Origin of the sequence: Microbacterium phoenicis, assembly GCF_047302325.1 — a bacterium.
GTDB lineage: Bacteria > Actinomycetota > Actinomycetes > Actinomycetales > Microbacteriaceae > Microbacterium.
In genome coordinates this window covers 2,403,878-2,424,256 of sequence record NZ_CP154849.1, presented here as the reverse complement: position 1 = coordinate 2,424,256, position 20,379 = coordinate 2,403,878, and the positions used below count along the sequence as shown (strand labels likewise).

Genomic DNA, 20,379 nt, shown 5'->3' with positions numbered 1-20,379 from the left:
CCGATGAGCGCGGCCGTCATGACGAACGTGCCGCTGCTCGTCTACTTCTCGAGCGTGTCGGGTAACACGGCGCGATTCATCGAGAAGCTCGGGATGCCGGCCCGCCGCATCCCGCTTCACTCCTCCGAACCCGCTCTCCGCATCGAAGAGCCGTACGTCCTGGTCACCCCCACCTATGGGGGAGGCCAGGGCAGGGGAGAAGAGAAGGGCGCGGTCCCCAAGCAGGTCATCCGCTTCCTCAACGACGAGGGCAATCGGAGCCTGCTGCGCGGAGTCATCTCCGCGGGTAACAGCAATTTCGGCGAGGCGTTCTGCCTGGCCGGAGACATCATCAGCCGCAAGTGTCGTGTGCCGCACTTGTACCGGCTCGAAGTATTCGGCACGCCTGAGGACGTCGACCGCGTGAGCGGCGGATTGGAAGACTGGTGGAAGCTGCAGTGACCGACATGGCCTTCAAGACGGAGGTTCGTTTCGAGGGGATGGATTACCACGCCCTCAACGCGATGCTGAACCTGTACGGCGAGGACGGGAAGATCCAGTTCGACGCCGACAAGCGGGCCGCGCGGGAGTACTTCCTGCAGCACGTCAACCAGAACACCGTGTTCTTCCACTCCCTCAAGGAGAAGCTCGACTACCTCGTCGAGAAGGAGTACTACGAGGGTGCCGTCATCGAGGCGTACCCGTTCGAGTTCGTCCAGCAGATCCACGACCGTGCGTACGCGGCGAAGTTCCGCTTCGACACGTTCCTCGGCGCGTTCAAGTACTACACGAGCTACACGCTCAAGACCTTCGACGGCAAGCGCTACCTCGAGCGCTTCGAGGACCGCGTCGTCATGACCGCCCTGGCCCTCGCCGCCGGTGACCAGGACCTCGCGAACAAGCTCGTCGACGAGATCCTCTCGGGTCGCTTCCAGCCCGCCACCCCCACCTTCCTCAACGCCGGCAAGGCGCAGCGTGGCGAGCTCGTCTCGTGCTTCCTCCTGCGCATCGAGGACAACATGGAGTCGATCGCCCGCGGCATCAACTCCGCCCTCCAGCTCTCCAAGCGCGGCGGCGGCGTCGCCCTCCTCCTCTCGAACATCCGCGAGGCGGGCGCCCCGATCAAGCAGATCGAGAACCAGTCGTCGGGCATCATCCCCGTCATGAAGCTCCTCGAAGACAGCTTCAGCTACGCGAACCAGCTCGGTGCGCGTCAGGGCGCCGGTGCCGTGTACCTCTCGGCGCACCACCCCGACATCATGAAGTTCCTCGACACCAAGCGCGAGAACGCGGACGAGAAGATCCGCATCAAGACGCTCTCGCTGGGCGTCGTCGTCCCCGACATCACGTTCGAGCTCGCCAAGAACGACGAGGACATGTACCTGTTCTCGCCGTACGACGTCGAGAAGGTCTACGGCGTGCCCTTCGGTGACATCTCCGTCACCGAGAAGTACCGCGAGATGGTCGACGACGCGCGCATCAAGAAGACGAAGATCAAGGCGCGCGAGTTCTTCCAGACCCTCGCCGAGATCCAGTTCGAGTCGGGCTACCCGTACATCATGTTCGAGGACACGGTGAACAAGGCCAACCCGATCAAGGGCCGGATCAACATGTCCAACCTGTGCTCGGAGATCCTGCAGGTCAACACGCCGACGACGTTCAACGAGGACCTCTCGTACGACCAGATCGGCAAGGACATCTCCTGCAACCTGGGCTCGATGAACATCGCCCTGGCGATGGACGGCCGCAACCTCGCCGGCACGGTCGAGACCAGCATCCGTGCCCTCAGCGCGGTCAGCGACCAGAGCCACATCCGCTCGGTCCGCTCCATCGAGGACGGAAACGACAAGTCGCACGCCATCGGCCTCGGCCAGATGAACCTGCACGGCTACCTCGCCCGCGAGCACGTCCACTACGGCTCGGAGGAGGGTGTCGACTTCACGAACATCTACTTCTACACGGTGCTGTTCCACGCGCTGCAGGCTTCGAACCGCATCGCCATCGAGCGCGGTCAGGTCTTCGACGGCTTCTGGGACTCGAAGTATGCCTCCGGCGAGTTCTTCGACAAGTACACCGAGCAGGCCTGGAAGCCGGCGACGGCCCGCGTCGCGGAGCTCTTCGAGGGCATCCACATCCCGACGCAGGAGGACTGGCTCGAGCTGAAGGCATCCATCCAGAAGCACGGCATCTACAACCAGAACCTGCAGGCCGTCCCGCCGACCGGCTCGATCTCGTACATCAACAACTCGACGAGCTCGATTCACCCGATCGCGTCGAAGATCGAGATCCGCAAGGAAGGCAAGATCGGCCGCGTCTACTACCCGGCGCCGTTCATGACGAACGACAACCTCGAGTACTACGAAGACGCGTACGAGATCGGCTACGAGAAGGTCATCGACACCTACGCCGCTGCCACGCAGCACGTCGACCAGGGCCTGTCGCTGACGCTGTTCTTCAAGGACACCGCCACCACGCGCGACATCAACAAGGCGCAGATCTACGCCTGGCGCAAGGGCATCAAGACGATCTACTACATCCGCCTCCGTCAGATGGCGCTCGAGGGCACTGATATGACCGAGTGCGTCTCCTGCATGCTCTGACCGGCTGAGATTCGAGAGAGAAAAGATATGACCCCCGAACCCCTCAAGCTCCTCGGCTCGGTCCAGGCGATCAACTGGAACCGCATCCAGGACGACAAGGACCTCGAGGTGTGGAACCGCCTCGTCAACAACTTCTGGCTTCCCGAGAAGGTGCCGCTGTCCAACGACATCCAGTCGTGGGCGACGCTCACCCCCGAGGAGCAGCAGACGACGATGCGCGTGTTCACCGGCCTGACGCTGCTCGACACGATCCAGGGCACCGTCGGCGCCGTCTCGCTCATCCCCGATGCGATCACCCCGCACGAGGAGGCCGTCTACACGAACATCGCGTTCATGGAGTCGGTGCACGCGAAGAGCTACTCGTCGATCTTCTCGACGCTCGCCTCGACGCCCGAGATCGACGACGCGTTCCGCTGGTCGGTGGAGAACGAGAACCTTCAGAAGAAGGCCCGCATCGTCATGGACTACTACCGTGGCGACGAGCCGCTCAAGCGCAAGGTCGCCTCGACCCTGCTCGAGTCGTTCCTCTTCTACTCGGGGTTCTACCTGCCGCTGTACTGGTCGTCGAAGGCCAAGCTGACGAACACAGCCGACATCATCCGCCTCATCATCCGTGATGAGGCCGTGCACGGTTACTACATCGGCTACAAGTTCCAGCGCGGACTCGAGACGCTCGGTCAGGCCGAGCGCGACGAGCTCAAGGACTATACGTTCTCGCTGCTCTACGAGCTCTACGACAACGAGGTGCAGTACACGCAGGACCTCTACGACGGCATCGGTCAGACGGAGGACGTCAAGAAGTTCCTGCACTACAACGCCAACAAGGCGCTCATGAACCTCGGCTACGAGGCCATGTTCCCGGCGAGTGTCACCAACGTGAACCCGGCTATCCTGTCGGCGCTCTCGCCCAACGCGGATGAGAACCACGACTTCTTCAGCGGGTCGGGTTCGTCGTACGTCATCGGCAAGGCCGTCGCCACCGAGGACGACGACTGGGACTTCTGAGGCGCGGTATGGTCCGTCAAGCTAGCTGACCCTTTTCTCGTTCAACTTGAGCCGGCGTCAAGCTAGCTGATTCCATCCAGGTACTTGAGCCATGAAAATGACGGCATCACCCGCAGGGGAGCCTCCGGCCCGAGGCTTCCCTGCGGCGGATTCTTCGAAATGGCCCCACGAACGAGTCGCCTCGGAAGACGCAGAGGTGGCCCGATTGATTGTGGTCAATTTGCTCGCTGCCATGGGTGAGCGTGGAGTGAGGGGTGTTGCGCGGGATGCAGGGATCAACGAGAAGACTCTTCGCCGCTTGATCGCTGGGGCGAGCTATCCCGATGTTCGAACCGTCGCGCGGCTGGAAGATGCTCTTGGGGTTTCTCTGTACCCGCCATGGCCCCGCGCGGCAGCTGTGATCCGAGAGTAGAAGCCGACCAGGGTTCCTGCCGGGTGAGCTAGTTTGACGAAGCGATTCGAGTCCGTGTCGATCGGTGGCTGCAGAATCGGCACCAATGCCAGGGGCGCTAGGCGCCCGATCGGGGGAGATTCATGACTACTCAGGTGAGCGAGGGCGCTGGAACCGCCCGCGGAAACGCGGGAGACCCGCGCCTGATGGGGCAGGTTCGAGAGGCATTCGGGCGTGTGGTTTACAGCCACAAGACCCGCGAGAAGCAGTCGGATATCTGCTTCGCAAAGCACCGCTGGCAGCAGGGATCGCTAATCGCGCTCACCGCTATCGGTTCCGGCACCTTCCTAGTCTCGGTTATGGGAGTCCTGGGGGATCCGGCGGTGACAACCCTCGTCACCTCATCGATCGCTCTCCTGGTTACGTGGTTGAGTCTCGGCTCGAAGACGTTCCGGTTTGCAGAGGAAGCGAACGTCCATCGCGATGTCGCCTCGCAGCTGTGGGATGTGCGCGAGTCTTACATCTCACTAATCGCTGACTTGATGGCCGGAAGTATCTCTGATGAGCAGGGCCGCGCTCGTCGTGATGCGCTGCAGGAACTGACGAGGGCCGCTTACGCTGAAGCGCCGCGTACTAGTTCGAAGGCGTATCTCCGCGCTTCGGACGGGTTGAAAAAGAATGAAGAACTGACGTTCTCCGCGAGCGAGATCGACCTTCTCCTCCCCGAAGCGCTTCGTCTCGAACAGCCCGGTGCGCGTTCATGAAGACATCAGAAGTCTTCGACACGTTGCTCCAGAACCTGAAGGTTCGCGGCGCCAACGCTGCTGTCGCCGAGCGTCGGGATGAGATCGCAAAGTCGCTCAATAAGGACTTCTGGGGCAAAGAGGGCTCGATCGACCACCAGCTTATGGTCGGCTCCTACGGCCGTCACACCGCGATCAAGGGAGTCTCCGACCTCGACATGATCTTTGTGATACCCGCCACGATCAAGGCCAGCTACGACAACGAGACCGGGCCCAAGCGTATGCTCGAGCGCGTCCGAGACGACCTCCAGGCTCGCTACCCGAACACCGATATCCGTGTCGATCAGTGCGTTGTTCGCGTGCAGTTCAAGACGAACGCCTTCAAGTTCGAAGTGCAGCCGGCGTTTGAAACGGCCGAGGGGAGTTTCGAGTATCCCGACACCTCGGCGAAGAGCTGGAAGGTCACTAAGCCGCGCGATGAAATCCGGGCCACGAGAGAGCGCAACGACCGTACCTCGAAGAACATGCGACACCTTGCGCGCATGGCACGCGCTTGGAAAAACGCGAACGGGGTCAACATGGGCGGTCTGCTGATCGACACGCTCGTACACCGGTTCTTCGAACAAACCGATGAGTACGACTCGGCAGGTACCGGCTCCTTCGACATGATGGTGCGTGATTTTTTCGACTTCATGGCCAACGAGCCTGATAAGGACTTTTACCTTGCCCTCGGCAGTAATCAGCGGGTCAAAGTCAAAGCTCGGTTTCAGCCCAAGGCCAAGAAGGCGCACAAGCGGTGCCTCGACGCGATCGCTGATGAAGGGAAGGCTTCGGCGAACAAGACCTGGCGACAGGTCTTCGGCACTGCTGTGCCCCTGGAGGCGGCCGCGGCTACTACTTTCGCTCGCTCGTTCAATGACACCGAGGAGTATGTCGAAGACCAGTTTCCTGTCGACGTCCGCTATTCCGTCAGCATCGACTGCAAAGTCACCCAGCACGGCTGGCGTCCGGCGTGGCTCCGTGATTTGCTCGGATCCGGAACCTTCCTCCATGCGAATAAGGAGCTCGACTTTGCTGTGAGGGACTGCGATGTCCCCCACCCCTACGATGTTCGCTGGAAAGTGCTCAATCAGGGCGAGGAGGCTCAACGCCGGGACAAGATCCGAGGTCAGATCATCTCCTCAAACACTCCGACCGGCAGGCACGAGCGTACCGAGTTCCGCGGGGATCATCTCGTCGAGTGCTACGTCCTGAAAGACGGGATCGTTGTCGCGCGCGATCGGATCAAGGTTCCTATTCGGCTGGCATCAGCTAGCGCACCTCGATTCTAGAATCGGGCGAGAGGACGATGTGCCCAGATCTCCGACCAAGCGACTCATCGTGTCTCGGCGATCAGTCGGCACCTCCCAACGGGTCACCGTGGGGCGCCAGGGGGAGTTGCGCCCCGCCTACCATCGCCCTCAGGGAGGGGTAGCTCTCGACCGCTGGCAGAACAGCGGAGTCGAGATCGGGAGATTGTTGATCCCGTCGGGTTCCACCGTTACCTCGCGTCATGTTGATGGGGGGCTGCCATGAGCGTCTCGGTGATGTCTGCGCCCTTCCGTGTCGGATGAATACCGTCGCTGGCTAGCGCTCCCGGCACGTCGCTCAGAGCTGCATTCCAATCCGCCGCTACGACGCAAACGCCTCGATGTTGCCATTCACACCATCTATCCACTGCCTTGGGGCGTGGAGAGTCACGAGAACCAAGGTCCCCTCAGAGCCCACAGCATCCAGGATTCGTTCAAGGAGTGAGTGGCTTACAGCTCCATTCGTAGCGAGCCCGACGACCGCATATCTGCGCAGCTCGCCCCGTCGCGCCATCGAAAACAGAATCCGCGGCGCGCCGCCCACGTTGAGCGCGATACTTCTGCGTCGATCGAGATCCCCGGGAGGCTGGCGATCAGAGATGGCGAAGACGCGAGCATGACTGAGTCACCGAGCGCAGCCGGCCCGCGTGGTCTTGCGAAACCGACTATGTCGACGACGGGGCACCACGCAGATCGGTGAACCGGTGCGCCGCCCTTCGGTAGTTCACTCAAGACCCCGTACACTCTCCGCGGGAGGTTCCATTGGCTACCGCAAGCGATGTCGCGAAGCTGGCTGGCGTATCGCAGAGCACGGTGTCGTACGTCATGTCTGGCGCTCGGTCCATTTCTCCCGAGACTCGCGCGCGCGTGGAACAGGCCATGCGCGAGTTGGCTTATCACCCCAATGCCGGTGCTCGCGCCTTAGCGGGACGGCGAACGAACGTCATCGGCCTGGTTGCGCGGCTACCGTCGAACACCGACGTCGCGGCGCTGCTCCCGTTCATCGACACCATTTCGTCCTTCTGCCGTGAGCGTGACTTTGACCTAGTCCTCATCACTGAGGATGAGGGGCCCGCGGGCCTCGAGCGTCTAGCGGGAAGGTCTATCGTCGACGGAATCGTGTTGATGGACATCCGACGGAACGATGACCGGATCGCCACGGTGCGGAAGCTCGACGTACCTTGCGTGCTCATCGGTGTTCCCGACGACGCGGAAGGGATCGACTGCATCGACTTCGACGTCGAGAGCGCCGGCCGCATGGCGGTCGAACATCTGATCTCGACGGGTCACCGAAAGATTGTCCTCGTGGGGGAGCCCCCTACCGTTCGGGCAGAGGATTTCGGCTTCATATCCAAGTTCTACGACGGCGCGAGCATCGCCGCTCTCGACAATGCGGTGGACTTCGCCATTTTTACGCCCGACGCCGACGGCTGGGCAGGGTTCGCGTCGTTCGATGCGTACGCACGTGGTTTGTCGGAGCAGCGTGCAGGCATCATCGCCCGCACGCCACAGGCGGTTGACATCGTCATGCAGTCGCTGGCCTCGGCTGATCTGCAATTGGGTGTGGACGTCTCGCTGGTCGGTCTTTGCACGGATGCGACAGCGCAGGGATTTCGTACACACGTAACGAATGTGTCTCCGGAACCGAGGGACGTCTCACGGCTCGCCATGACGACGCTCTTCCGGCGACTCGGTGGGGGAGACTCCGACCATGCAACGCGGCTCGTCGCACCTCGACTGACGCGTCGTTACACGACTGCGACCTTCTGATTCCACACATCGCTTGTAGTTCTCCCGTTCCTTCTTCTAATCTTTCGATGCGCATCGAATCGATGCGCATCGAAATCCGAATCTCCAATCGCCGCCGCTGAGGTCGGCACGGAAGGAACTCCGATGACTCAACGTCGAGCCGGTTCGCGTGTGGCTGTGGCTGCGTCCACGCTCACCATTGCTGCACTCGCGCTGTCCGCATGCTCAACTTCACCCGCCGGCACGGAAGGCTCGGGATCGAGCTCGGGGACCGTCACGCTCGCGGGCTGGTACGAGGAGGGCCAGATCGGCACCACCCTCGAAGCCGCCAACAAGATTCTCGAGGCGGACGGCGTGACGCTCGAGTACACGCAGGTGCCGCTTGACCAGTACAACACCTGGCTGAGCACGCAGCTCGCGTCGGGCGAGGGGCCCGACATCATCATGGACGGCGCTAGTTTCCCAGCGCGCGTCGCCGCCGGGAACCTCGTCGACATCTCCGATGAGGAGATGGTCAGCAACTTCACGGACGAGGGTCTGGCTCTGGCCAGCGACGCAGACGGCAAGGTCTACGGGGTCCCGTCGTACGGCTGGTTCTCCGGCATCTTCTACAACAAGGACCTGTTCGAGAAGGCCGGCGTCAGCGTGCCGACAACCTTCGACGAGTTCCTCGACGTGTCCGATGAGCTCACTGCAGCCGGCATCCAGCCTCTCGCCGCCGGTCTCGCTGACAGCGATAAGGCGATTCACTCGCTCATGGGGTACCTCGAGAACGCCCACTACCACAACGGCGGGGGCAGCCCTGAGGTGGATACGGAATTCGCTTACGGGAAGACGACTCTCGAAGGCAAGTGGAACGAGGCGCTGGATTCCTGGAGCCAGCTGATCGACCACAAGGTACTGACTCCCGAGATGCTGGGAGTGCCCCTCACCCAAGCTGTCGCTGAATTCACTAACGGCGATGCAGCGATGTTCATCAGCGGTCCCTGGGACTACCAGACCTTCGCCGACGCCGGAATGAACTTCGGGATGTTCTCCCACGTGGGCGCCGACGCGTCGAACCAATGGCTGCTCGGCGGGCCGGCAGCCAGCATGGGCGTCAACGCTGACAGCAAGCATCCCGAGCAGGCGATGGCCGCGCTCAACGCACTCGCCTCGAAAGAAGCAATGCAGGCGACCGTGGATGCCAACCCTGGAGCATTCAGCTACTACAGCGGTGTTGAGGGATCGTTCCCCGCGGAGTACGACCTCGTCACTCCACTGCTCTCCGAAGGACACGTGGCTGTGGCATGGGACCGCTGGGGCGTCAACATGCCCGCCCAGACCATGCTCGACACGCTGACCAAGGGCCTGCAGAGCGTCATCAGTGGTCAGGAAACCACCGACGATCTCATCGCTCAGCTCGACAGCCAGGCTGACTCGATCCGCTACTGACGCTGCGGTGGGGTGTGCGAGCTGGACAGCTCGCACACCCCATCTTCGGAAGGAACACATGACCACCGAACAAGTACGGCCCCGCGCCGCTGGTGCACCCGCGCCAGTGCCAGCGAAACCGACCCGCAGGAAGGAGACCACCCTGCCTACCTCACGGCGGCTCCGGTGGCGCGCCAACGCACCGTTCGTGCTCATGGTGGCGCCGGCCATGCTTGTCTTCGCGGTTTTCTTCATCATCCCCGTGATCCGAACGGCGATCCTAAGCCTGACCGATCAAAGCAACTTCCGCCCAGACGTGAGCTTCGTCGGACTCGAGAACTACGCAGAGGCGCTCACGAATCCGCAGATCGTCGCCGGTATCCAGCACTCGCTGGTCTACGCCGTGGCTGTCGTGATTTTGCAGAATCTGATCGCACTGCCGATCGCCTTGCTGCTGCACTCGAAGATTCCGTTCCGCGGCGGGTTCCGAACCATCTTCTTCGGGCCAGCAGTCCTCAGCGTCCTCGTCGTTGGATACCTGTGGAGCTACATCTTCTCGTCCAACGACTATGGCCTGCTGAACCTCTTGCTTCGGAGTATCGGCCTCGAGAACGTCAACTGGCTGGGCGACCCAAGTCTCGCGCTCGGGAGCATCATCGCCACACAGGTCTGGCAGTGGTTCGGGTACCAGATGGTCATCTATCTCGCCGCCCTGCAGACCATCAACACCGATCTGTACGAGGCGGCCGCTCTAGATGGCGCCGGGCGATGGAAGTCGTTCCTCACGGTCACGTTGCCGGGGCTCATTCCCGCCTTCCAGATCACGATCGTGACTGGTCTGATCTCCGGGTTGAAAGTGTTCGACGTCGTCATCTCAATGACCAACGGCGGCCCAGGGTTCGCGACGGAAACCGTGCTGACCCTCATGTACCGCAAATTCTCGGAAGGCAACTACGGCCTGGCGGCATCCTTCGGCATCCTCTTCCTGATCGTCAGCCTCCTCATCGGCGGTTTGCTGCTACGGGTCTTCCGCAAGCTCGAAACGAGATACTCATGACCACGACCGCAACCCGACTTCCCTCCGTACGACGCACTCGACGACTCACGGCCGGGATCTCATTCGTCGTGCTCTCGGTGCTCGCGGTGATCGTGCTCATCCCGATCTACTACTTGCTCGTCACCACCTTCAAGTCGCCAGCAGAGGCCGCCGCAAACCCCATGGCGTTGCCCGCAACGTGGGACATCTCGGTCTACGTGGACGCCTTCGTGAAGATGGAGTACCCGCGGGCGTTCCTGAACACCTTCCTCATCACGGTGGGGTCGGTCGTCGGTGTCGTCGTTTTCGGCTCGATGGCTGGGTACGCCCTGAACCGGAAGAGCAACAGCCGAGTCGCATCGATCGCGTTCCTTGTGCTGCTCAGCGGTCTGATGTTCCCGTACCAGATGTCGATTTTGGGACTCTACGAAGTCGTCAAGGCGCTCGGCCTGATGAACAGCCTTCTCGCCGTCATCCTGATCAACATCGCGGTCAATCTGCCTTTCGCGACGCTCCTCTTCTACGCCTTCACGTCGACCATCCCGAAAGAACTTGAGGAGGCGGCCTCGATCGACGGCGCCGGAGTGTTCCGTAGTTTCGTGACCATCGTCTTTCCGCTGCTGCGACCAGCGGTGGTCACCGTCGCGATCCTCAACACGCTGAGTGCCTGGAATGACTTCATGGGACCGCTGTACTTCCTTCAGTCTCGGGATAAGCAGGTCATTCTCCAGGAGGTCTACAGAAACATCGGCCAGTTCTCGATCGACTGGACGTCGCTGTTCCCGATGATGGTCCTCGGCGTTCTGCCGCTCGTCGTCTTCTACCTCATCCTGCAACGCCAAGTGCTCGGTGGCGTGGCTGGCTCGATCAAAGGGTGACCACGTGACGAACATCGAAGCCTTGAGGGCACGCGAGCCCATGGAGTCTGAGTTGCAAGAGACGACTATCGCCACCACTACATCGCTTGACATTGAGCCGAGGCCGACCGCTCACTTCGCCTTTGGCGACGGCCGGGTGATCTTCGACAGTGAGACAGGCTCGCCGCTTCAGTTCGTGCACGCAGCACATCCCGAGCGTGTCTATCTGCTCGCCGATGACACGGCCTGGCACTCCATCGAACACGCGTGGGGGAGCGGCTACCTCGTCGCCGACGGGTTCGCGGCCAGATGGAATGCGCCATCCGCTCTCACTGTCGCGAACGACCGGACACATTCGGTTCATGAGCTGGGCGAGCGGGCACGTCTCGACGTCGAACGCGTCGCCGGTCCGACGTATCGCGAGAGCTATCGCTTCACGAACGTCGGCGATCGACCGATAGAAATCACGGGACTGGCGGTTCAGACGCCCTTCGCCGACCTCTATCCGGGCGCGCTCGATGCGCTCACTCGGCGGGTCCACGCGCACATCTTCACTGGCGGTGAATGGTCTTGGGTCGCGGCGCAACCGATGGACGGCAGTGGGCCCGTCCTTGGTTTGACGCTCACCGAGGGAGCCTTATGGGGCTATTCAGTCGAGACGCGTAACGCCGGCACCATCTCGAATGCCCGCGGCCACCTCGTTCTCCATGCCACCGACCGCGCGCGCGTCCCAGACGCCTTCGGAGGGCAACCAGTCATCAAACTGGCACCCGGGGCGACCTACTCGCTCGCATGGGAGCTCGCCTGGTACGAAGACATCTCCGCGTTCACCCGACAAGCGCCGACACCAGCGGAATTCAGTACGTACAGCGCGACGGTGGGAGAGATGATCACCGTCCGGACCTCCCAGGTTGTCACAGCCGATGTCGGCGTCACCGTCACGCCATCGGAGACGGACGTGCTCCTCACCGCCACGACACCCGGCATCTATGGAGTGCGCATCGGCGGGGGCAGCCGAACCGAAGTCCTTTTCCATGACACCGTGCGCGACACCGTGCGGAAGCGCGCGAGGTATGTCCTCGACTATCAGCGGAGCGCTGAACGCCCGGGTCTACTCGCTCACGCCATCCTCCCGGTCGACACGCGAACGCGTCTGACCCAGCCGACCAACGGGTGGAACGACTGGACCGACGGGTCGGAACGCATCGGCGTTGCACTCATGATCCAGCACGCCCTCATGCGGGGTTGGCTCGACGCGGACGCCGACGTTGCGCTCGATGGGTGGGCCGACTTCGCGCGGCGGTACCTCATCGACGACACCGCGGCACCGCGCCGTGGCTCCCAACAGCAGCACGCCGGGATCCGACTCTACGACTCGCCGTGGCTGTCACGATTCTTCCTACTGCGGCACCGGCAACACGGCCGACCCGCAGATCTCGAGCTCGCAGCAAGCCTCCTCGAACGCGGCTTCGAACTCGGGCTGAGTCGGATACTCACCATCGGATTCTCCGAGGTCGCGTGCGCCGTGTCCGACGCGCTCGAACACGACGGCCAACTAACGAGGGCCGCTGCAATCCGACAAGAGGTCGTTTCCAGCGCCCGACACTTCGCGGCGCGCGGATCCGATCTACCAGGGCATGAGGTCGCTTATGAGCAGGCGATCGTTGCACCCCTGCTCAACCTGCTCATCGACGCGCACCGACTCACAGGCGATGATGAATTCCAAGATGCCATCGGCGCTCGGCTCCCGTGGCTACTCGCCTTCGGCGGGCCGCAGCCGCACGCACGGCTGAACGGCGTCGCAATCCGACACTGGGACGGGTACTGGTTCGGTCAGCGGCGGCAATGGGGGGACGTCTTCCCGCACTACTGGAGCGCGCTGACCGCCTCAGTGCTACTGCGGCTTCCTCAGCCACTCCACACACCTCACACCGACGAACTCGCCGAGACGATCCTGCGCGCCAACATGGTCAACTACGGGGTCGACGGGTCGGCGACATGTGCGTTCGTGATGCCGACATCCGTTGACGGCGTTCCTGCTCATTTCGCGGACCCGCTCGCCAATGACCAGGACTTTCACCTCGCCCTATGGATGCAGCTCGAGGACGACGGGGTCGCGCGCCTGTTCTGACACACCCTCCCGGAGTGGGCCAGTTGGCAATTCCCCGCGTGCGGTTCGGGAGCAGTATCCCTTTGCCGCTTCGACTACCCGCGTGGCGCATCTGTGGCGCTTGATCAGTCCCGACGCCAAGCAGCGCCCAGCGATGACGTGCGCGGGATGAGACGCGGTTCGAGTGTCACGGTCCGGTTTGAGGTGGTCAGATTCTCGATCCGATCCAACAGGAGATCCGCGGCAGCCTGCCCCATCTCCTCGCCGGGCTGAGCCACGGTCGAGATCGGCACGGCACTCTCGGAAGCGAAATGGTTGTTGTCGTATCCGGTGACGGCGATGTCTGCCGGTACAGAGAAGCCAGGCACCTCACTGAGCACCTGCACCAGGCCGATCGCAAGCAGGTCAGAGGCGGAGATCACCGCATCGAAAGTGCTGGCGCCCAGGCCCACGAGCCGCTTTCCGACCTCGCGGCCATGGCGGATGTTCAGGCCTCGCGTTTCGATCACCTCAAGTGAGGCGCCGGGAACCTCCGCGACGGCCGCCCGGGCACCGTCCAGCCGCGCCTCAACTGCAGAGAGGAAGAGCGGACCCCCCGCGAAGACTAGCCGTCGTCGACCCAGCGCAAGAAGATGCTCGGCAGCTAGCCGGCCGCCGTGATGCTCGTCCACAATGACGCCGGAGTAGGCGAGCGATGGGGACTCGAAATTGACGAGCACGGTGGGGGTAGAACGAGTAGGCAGGACGCTCGAACGAGCGAGGGCTGTGTCGAGGGGAGCGATGATGATGCCTGCAACTCGGGAGCGATCGAGCAACTCCAGGTTGTGGACCTCGCGTGTGGGCTCGATGTCGGAGTTGACGATCAGGACGTCCATGCCGCGTCGTCGCATCACCGCTTCTACTCCGCGCGCGATGTCGACGAAGAATGAGTTCCCGAGGTCTGCGAGCACGAGGCCTACGGAGGTACTGACGCCGGCGGCGAGGGATCGCGCCGCGTCGTTCCGCACAAACCCAAGTTCCGCAATGGCCGACAAGACTCGCCGCCGCGTCGCCTCGCGCACCTTCTCGGGATTGTTGAGGGTGTTCGACACTGTGCCCAGAGCGACCCCGGCATGGGCAGCCACGTCGGCCATGCTGGGCTGCGGCTTAGGCGCCGGCGACCGCTCCATGACCATGGGATCCTTTCGCCGCTGTGCGTCGGGTGACATCCGCGGCTATTGAAATGATATCGGCCAATCCGCAACAAATGAAGCGTTTCACATTTGTTACCGGCAACGTGCTTGACAGGCCTTTCAGCCGGTGTCATCGTTCGTTGGAGCGCTTCAAAAACGAGGCGTCATGTTCAAGGAGGAATAGTGTCCACAGCATCGCGGCGCGCCCGTCGCCTCGTTCCTGCTCTCGCCGCTCTCGGCGTCGGCGCTCTCGCGCTTGCGGCCTGCGGTCCTGCGGGAGGTCCGTCGTCTTCTGGGGAGTCGACTGGCGAGTTCACCTACCTCGGTCAGACCGAGAACACCACGATCGTCGGGACCCTCGAGACGCTGGCGAAGGACCAGTGCGCGGCGGAGGAGAAGGCGGCCCCGTTGAAGGGCGACGACATCGCCGGTACCCAGTGGGACCAGCAGCTCCAACTGCTCGCCAGCCAGAACGGTCTGTCGAACATGTCGATGGCCGCCGGCACGCCGTCGCTGATGAGCCAGTTCATCGAGGCGGGGCAGGTTCTCAACCTGTCCGACACCCTCGATGAGCTCGGTGTGGCCGATCGCATCCAGCCCGCAGCCGAGTCGACGATCAAGGCTTTGTACGGTGACGGCAGCCTCTACGCTCTCCCGACCGAGTTCAACATCGAAGGCTTCTGGTACAACAAGGAGCTTCTCGCCGACAACGGCGTCGATGTTCCGGAGACGTGGGATGACCTTGTCTCTGCAGCAGAGACCCTCGATGCCGCCGGCGTGCAGCCTTTCAGCGCGGCGGGCAAGGACGGCTGGCCGGTCACCCGACTCGTCGGCGACTACATCTTCCGCGACCTCGGCGCCGACGCGCTCCAGAAGGTCGCGGATGGAGACGCGAAGCTGACTGATCCCGAGTATGTCGCCGCAGCCGACGCTGTGGCAGAGCTCGGGAAGGCCGGATACTTCGGCGACGCGGTTGGATCGGTCGATTACAACGCCGCGATGAACACTTTCCTGACGGGCAAGGCGGCCTTCTTCTACATGGGCAGCTGGGCTCTCGCGAACTTCGCCGACGAAGCCCAGAACCAGATCGGCGGTCCGGACAACATCGGCTTCGCCCGGTTCCCTGCCGTCGATGGTGGCGCCGGCAGCATCGACGAGATCCCCGCCAACGTCGGCATCCCCGTGATGTTCGCGCAGAAGAATTACGGTGACGACACCGGGGCGTGGATCAAGTGCATCGCCGAGAACTACGGCGACACGGTCCTGGCAGACAGTGGTGTCGTGTCCGGGTTCGTTGTGGACAACCCGCCAGCCGACCTCCCCTCAACCACTCAGGCAGTCCAGGCCGAGATCGAGGCGGCACCTTCGAGCGTCCTCTGGTTCGAGGCGCTGTTCAGCTCGGAAGGTACCAGCGTCAGCCAGACCAACGGCGGCGGCCTCGCGACCGGCTCGGTCTCCGGTCAGCAGTTCATGGAACTGGTCCAGGCGGCCAACGACAAGGGCTGAGCCCACCACGGTCGGGGCGGGCCTCGGCTCGCCCCGACCCCCGCTCATCCACACCCGAAAGACCCTCATGAACAAAGTTCTGGGCGACAAGCGCGCCATCTTCGTCCTCGTAGGCCCAGCGCTGCTGGTCTACTCCCTAATCATGCTCATCCCGATTGTGTGGTCGCTGTTCTACACGGTGCAGGACGGTAACCCGATCACGGGATTCGAGTTCAACGGCGCCGACAACTTTGTGACGTTCTTCCAGGACCCCGCCGCGTGGAACGCGATCGGGTTCACCCTCATGTACGCCGCGATCCTCACGGTCCTGCAAGTCGGCGTTGGGTACCTGCTCGCACTGATGTACGTCTTCTGGCTGAGGAAGGCGTCGGGCCTCATCCGGACGATCGTCTTCTTCCCGGTCGTGCTTCCCACCGTCGCTGTCGCTCTGCTGTTCCAGCGGCTCTTCGAGGCGGCACCCACCACGGGCCCTGTGAACTCCCTGCTCAACGCTTTCGGGCTGGAGTCGGTGGACTGGTTCGGAACGCCTGGGGCAGCCTTCTGGATCATCATCCTGATGGACCTGTGGCGGTCGATGGGCTTCTACGCGGTGCTCCTGTACGCAGGCCTCGTCGACATTCCGGACGAGCTGCTCGAATCTGCACGCATCGACGGCGCCGCCGGATGGAAGCTCGTCCGGACCATCGTCTTGCCGCTATCGCTTCCCGTGCTGCTCTCGTCGCTCATCTTCAGCATCAACGGCACTCTGAAAGTCTTCGACACCGTCGTCGCACTCACCAACGGCGGCCCGGGTAGCGCCACCACGCCGCTCACCCTCTACATGTTCCGCACGTCGTTCACCTACGGCCAGTACGGGTACGGCAGCACCATCGCGCTCATGCTCACGATCCTCTGCCTCTTGTTCACCGTGTTCATCTTCCGGTCAACGCGCCGCGACCTCACGAAGGAGAGCTGACCCATGACGACCACCAGCCTGCTCGTCTCCGGCAAGCGCCTCGAGACCGCTACGCGACCCCCCAATCGGCGCCGGAGGGGCCCGAAGGACTTCTTCGGACGGCTCCCGCTGCGACTCGGCATCGCCATCCTGCTGATCATCGAGATCTACCCGATGATCTGGATGCTGCTCGGTTCCTTCAAAACGCAGAACGAGTTCCTCAACGAACCGTTTTGGGCTCTCCCGAGCTCGTTCGGATTCGAGAACTACGTCGAGGTGTTCACCACCGGGGAGTTCGGCAAGTACGTCCTCAACAGCGTGATCGCCGTCTTCCCATCCCTCGCAATCATTCTCGTCTTCGGCGCGGCAGCCGGCTTCGCCCTCGAAGTGATGGTCTGGAAGGGCCGAGGCACAGTGCTCCTTCTCTTCCTCGCCGGGATCATGGTGCCGGCTCAGATGATCCTCCTGCCGCTGTTCACGATCTACTTCCGGACCGGCCTGAACGGCTCGTTGTGGCCGCTGATCCTGACCTACACGGCCATCGGCATGCCGCTGACCGTCTTCATGATGGCCACGTTCTTCCGTGCTGTGCCTCGCGAGATTTTCGAAGCGTCCACGCTCGACGGTGCCAACATCTTCCGGTCCTTCTGGTCCGTGGGTTTGCCGCTGGTGCGGAACGCGCTGTTCACCGTGGGTCTCGTTCAATTCTTCTTCCTCTGGAACGACCTGCTCATTGCGCTGACGTTCACCAACAGCAGCGACCTCCGCACGATCCAGGTCGGACTGCTCAACTTCACCGGCCAGTACGGAGCCGTCCAGTACGGGCCGACCTTCGCCGCGATCGCCGTGAACGTTTTCGGCACCCTCCTCATCTACCTCTTCCTCAACCAGCAGGTCATGAAGGGCCTCACCGCAGGATCAGTGAAAGGCTGACATGACCACCATCACCGAGCTCTGGCTCGAAAACAGGCGCGGCGGAAAGACGATCGGCATCGGAGAAGGAGCGCCCCGCATCTCCTTCACCGCCGCCGGCCCCGGGCCGTTCGACCTTCACTTCACGCACGACGACGGCCGAGAAGAGACGGCCACTGTCTTGGGCACGCAGCTCGTACCCTGGCCTTTCGCGCCGCTGAGTCCTCGTCAGGGAGGAGAGTTGCGCGCCGGCTCGAACGACGACGCCCTGAACGTCCGAATCGAGGCAGGGCTCGGGGACGACTGGAACGCTGACTTCGTCTCCCCCTCGATCGAAGCGGACCACCACGGACCTCGCCCCGCGTGGCTACTTCGTGCGAGCTTCGACCTCACGCACGTCCCTGGCGACATCGCTCGCGCCCGCGTTTACGCGACGGCCCACGGAGTCTACGAACTCGAACTCAACGGCGCCCGTATCGGGGACGACATCCTGGCGCCCGGCTGGACCAGCTACGGACATCGGATCCGGTATCAGACGCATGACGTCACCGACAGGCTCGTCCGCGGAACAAACGTCGTCGGAGCCTGGCTCGCGGACGGCTGGTACCGCGGCCACATCGGCTTCGACGGTGGACTCTGGGACATCTACGGCACCGATGTCGCCCTCCTCACCCAGCTCGAGATCACCACCACCGACGGTACTGTCCACCCCGTGCCTCTGACGTGGTCATGGTTCGCCTCACCGATCACCGCAGTGGGGCTCTACGAGGGTGAGACCTTCGACGCTCGCCGCTTTCCAGCGGGTTGGTCCACGGCGTCATTCGATGCGACCGGATGGACGCCCACGACGATCCTGCCGCGCGTCGACTTCCCCGCTCGAATCGAGCCGCCCACGGCACGGCCGGTTGAACAGATCGAGACGCTCGCACCGGTGTCAGTGGAGCGTCAGCCGGACGGCCGCATCCGTCTCAACTTCGGTCAGAACATCTCCGGTGTCCTTCGCGTCAGGGTACGAGCAGCCGCGGGCCACACGATCAGGCTGCACCACGCTGAAGTGATCGAGAACGGCAAGCTCGGAACGCGCCCGCTCCGAGCGGCCACATCCATCGACACGTACACCGCGCGGGGGAGCGGTGGCGAAGAGGTCTACACCCCCCGCTTCACCATCCATGGGTTCCAGTACGCGGAACTGGAGAACTGGCCGGACGACCTCCGCGATGGCGATGTCGAAGCAGTGGTCATCCACACTCGCATGCGGCAGACCGCCTGGTTCGAGTCCTCCCATCACGGGTTGAACAAGCTGCACTCGAACGTGCAGTGGAGCATGCGCGACAACTTCGTCGATCTCCCCACCGACTGCCCGCAGCGAGACGAGAGGGTCGGTTGGACCGGCGACATCCAGGTGTTCGCGCCCACCGCCCTCCGTCTGTTCGCGGCCCAAGGGACTCTCGCCGGCTGGCTTCGCGATCTCGCCTTCGAGCAAGCTGACCGGGGCCATGTACCCCAGTTCGTTCCCTGGGTCGAGTGCGGATTCCCGAACTTCCCGACCGCCGCCTGGGGGGACGCCGCGGTCATCGTGCCGTGGGAGATGTACCTCGCCGATGGCGACACCAGAATCCTCGCGGAACAGTACGCGAGCATGCGCGCGTGGGTTGACCTCGTCGACGGCCTCACCGGTAACACCGGACTGTGGAATGGCGGCTTCCAACTCGGCGACTGGCTCGATCCCACCGCGCCCCCGGAAGACCCCGGGAAGTCGCACACGGATAAGTACCTCGTTGCCACCGCGTATCACGTCCGCACGTCACGCATCCTCGCGGACACTGCGGCGCTGCTCGGCAACGAGGAGGACGCTCAGCGATACGCCGCGATCGCCGATCGTGCCACACGCGCATTCCGGGAGGAGTTCATCTCCCCGTCGGGCCGGGTCGTCAGCGACACGCCCACGTCCATCGCCGTCGCGCTCGTGTTCGACCTCTTTGAGAACCAGGCTCAGGCCGCGCGGGCCGGGAAGCGGCTCCTCGAACTGGTGGAGCAGGGCGGCTTCCACATCTCCACGGGATTCGTAGGCACGCCGATTATCTGCGACGCCCTCGTCCTCGCAGGGAGTGTCGACTACGCCTATCACTTGCTTCGGCAGGAGGAGCTGCCCTCCTGGCTCTACCCAGTCTCGATGGGGGCGACCACGATTTGGGAGCGGTGGGACTCGATGCTGCCCGACGGCAGCATCAATCCCGGCGACATGACGTCCTTCAATCATTACGCGTTGGGAGCCGTAGCGAGTTTCTTGCATCAGTCCGTCGCGGGCCTCGCCAGCGATGCCCCCGGTTGGGAGCGCGTCCGATACCAACCGCGACCCGGCGGTGGGCTGTCCCACGCATCCGCACGTTACGACAGCGTGCGCGGCACTGCCTCCATCCGGTGGGCACGGGAGGGTGAGACCTTGACCATCGACGTCGAGGTTCCCGCAGCTTCCACCGGTGTCGTTGTGCTGCCCGGCGCCGGCCAGGAGATCGAGGTCGGTCCCGGCCAACACACCTTCACCGAGTCGTTCCGACCCGCCAACGACGATCCGGCGGCACCGGTCGTCGGTTGGCGCAAACCCGAACCCGTTGACGCCTGA

The 20,379-nt window shown here is 63.0% G+C and carries 16 protein-coding genes; 15 read left to right on the top strand and 1 reads right to left on the bottom strand.

All coding sequences use genetic code 11. From position 1 onward, the window contains the following. Positions 1 to 3 precede the first annotated feature (3 nt). The 11 genes from nrdI (at position 4) to ABCU91_RS11770 (ending at position 13,253) form a co-directional block, all read left to right on the top strand. The gene (nrdI, locus tag ABCU91_RS11820; protein WP_091354941.1) at positions 4 to 441 is read left to right on the top strand and encodes a class Ib ribonucleoside-diphosphate reductase assembly flavoprotein NrdI; all 438 of its coding nucleotides are present in this window, start codon (positions 4 to 6) and stop codon (positions 439 to 441) included. Between the two features lie 5 nt (positions 442 to 446). Next, positions 447 to 2,579, top strand: coding sequence for a class 1b ribonucleoside-diphosphate reductase subunit alpha (nrdE, locus tag ABCU91_RS11815; protein WP_413355405.1), 2,133 nt, complete (start codon positions 447 to 449; stop codon positions 2,577 to 2,579). Positions 2,580 to 2,606: 27 nt separating this feature from the next. Then, positions 2,607 to 3,584: a class 1b ribonucleoside-diphosphate reductase subunit beta gene (gene nrdF, locus ABCU91_RS11810; RefSeq protein ID WP_091354938.1), complete on the top strand. Its 978-nt coding sequence runs from the start codon at positions 2,607 to 2,609 to the stop codon at positions 3,582 to 3,584. Between the two features lie 91 nt (positions 3,585 to 3,675). Beyond that, complete coding sequence (locus tag ABCU91_RS11805; protein ID WP_413353819.1) at positions 3,676 to 3,996, top strand: helix-turn-helix domain-containing protein; 321 nt, start codon at positions 3,676 to 3,678, stop codon at positions 3,994 to 3,996. A 122-nt stretch (positions 3,997 to 4,118) separates the two neighbouring features. After that, positions 4,119 to 4,739: an SLATT domain-containing protein gene (locus ABCU91_RS11800; RefSeq protein ID WP_413353818.1), complete on the top strand. Its 621-nt coding sequence runs from the start codon at positions 4,119 to 4,121 to the stop codon at positions 4,737 to 4,739. Then, the gene (locus ABCU91_RS11795; protein WP_413353817.1) at positions 4,736 to 6,049 is read left to right on the top strand and encodes a nucleotide-binding domain-containing protein; all 1,314 of its coding nucleotides are present in this window, start codon (positions 4,736 to 4,738) and stop codon (positions 6,047 to 6,049) included. The genes ABCU91_RS11800 and ABCU91_RS11795 overlap by 4 nt, the downstream gene beginning before the upstream one ends. Positions 6,050 to 6,829: 780 nt before the next feature. Then, the gene (locus ABCU91_RS11790; protein WP_413353816.1) at positions 6,830 to 7,837 is read left to right on the top strand and encodes a LacI family DNA-binding transcriptional regulator; all 1,008 of its coding nucleotides are present in this window, start codon (positions 6,830 to 6,832) and stop codon (positions 7,835 to 7,837) included. A gap of 156 nt (positions 7,838 to 7,993) precedes the next feature. After that, entirely contained in the window at positions 7,994 to 9,250 is a 1,257-nt protein-coding gene (locus ABCU91_RS11785) for an ABC transporter substrate-binding protein (RefSeq protein WP_413353814.1), read from the top strand. A 58-nt stretch (positions 9,251 to 9,308) separates the two neighbouring features. Beyond that, positions 9,309 to 10,286, top strand: a complete 978-nt coding sequence (locus ABCU91_RS11780; protein ID WP_413353813.1) for a carbohydrate ABC transporter permease — start codon at positions 9,309 to 9,311, stop codon at positions 10,284 to 10,286. Then, positions 10,283 to 11,143, top strand: coding sequence for a carbohydrate ABC transporter permease (locus ABCU91_RS11775; RefSeq protein WP_413353812.1), 861 nt, complete (start codon positions 10,283 to 10,285; stop codon positions 11,141 to 11,143). The genes ABCU91_RS11780 and ABCU91_RS11775 overlap by 4 nt, the downstream gene beginning before the upstream one ends. Before the next feature lie 4 nt (positions 11,144 to 11,147). Next, positions 11,148 to 13,253, top strand: coding sequence for a hypothetical protein (locus tag ABCU91_RS11770; RefSeq protein WP_413353811.1), 2,106 nt, complete (start codon positions 11,148 to 11,150; stop codon positions 13,251 to 13,253). Positions 13,254 to 13,357: 104 nt separating this feature from the next. Here ABCU91_RS11770 and ABCU91_RS11765 read toward each other — a convergent pair whose 3' ends face one another. After that, positions 13,358 to 14,365, bottom strand: a complete 1,008-nt coding sequence (locus ABCU91_RS11765; protein ID WP_413353810.1) for a LacI family DNA-binding transcriptional regulator — start codon at positions 14,363 to 14,365, stop codon at positions 13,358 to 13,360. Positions 14,366 to 14,587: 222 nt separating this feature from the next. Between ABCU91_RS11765 and ABCU91_RS11760 the strand changes: the two genes are divergently transcribed. The 4 genes from ABCU91_RS11760 to ABCU91_RS11745 all read left to right on the top strand — a co-directional run bounded on the left by ABCU91_RS11760 (position 14,588) and on the right by ABCU91_RS11745 (position 20,379). Further along, positions 14,588 to 15,910 (top strand): ABC transporter substrate-binding protein, encoded by a 1,323-nt coding sequence (locus tag ABCU91_RS11760; protein ID WP_413353809.1) that lies wholly within the window; start codon positions 14,588 to 14,590, stop codon positions 15,908 to 15,910. A gap of 67 nt (positions 15,911 to 15,977) precedes the next feature. Then, entirely contained in the window at positions 15,978 to 16,865 is an 888-nt protein-coding gene (locus ABCU91_RS11755) for a carbohydrate ABC transporter permease (protein ID WP_413353808.1), read from the top strand. A gap of 3 nt (positions 16,866 to 16,868) precedes the next feature. Continuing rightward, on the top strand, positions 16,869 to 17,777 hold the full coding sequence (locus ABCU91_RS11750) for a carbohydrate ABC transporter permease (protein WP_413353807.1): 909 nt from the start codon (positions 16,869 to 16,871) through the stop codon (positions 17,775 to 17,777). A gap of 1 nt (position 17,778) precedes the next feature. Beyond that, complete coding sequence (locus ABCU91_RS11745) at positions 17,779 to 20,379, top strand: family 78 glycoside hydrolase catalytic domain (RefSeq protein ID WP_413353806.1); 2,601 nt, start codon at positions 17,779 to 17,781, stop codon at positions 20,377 to 20,379.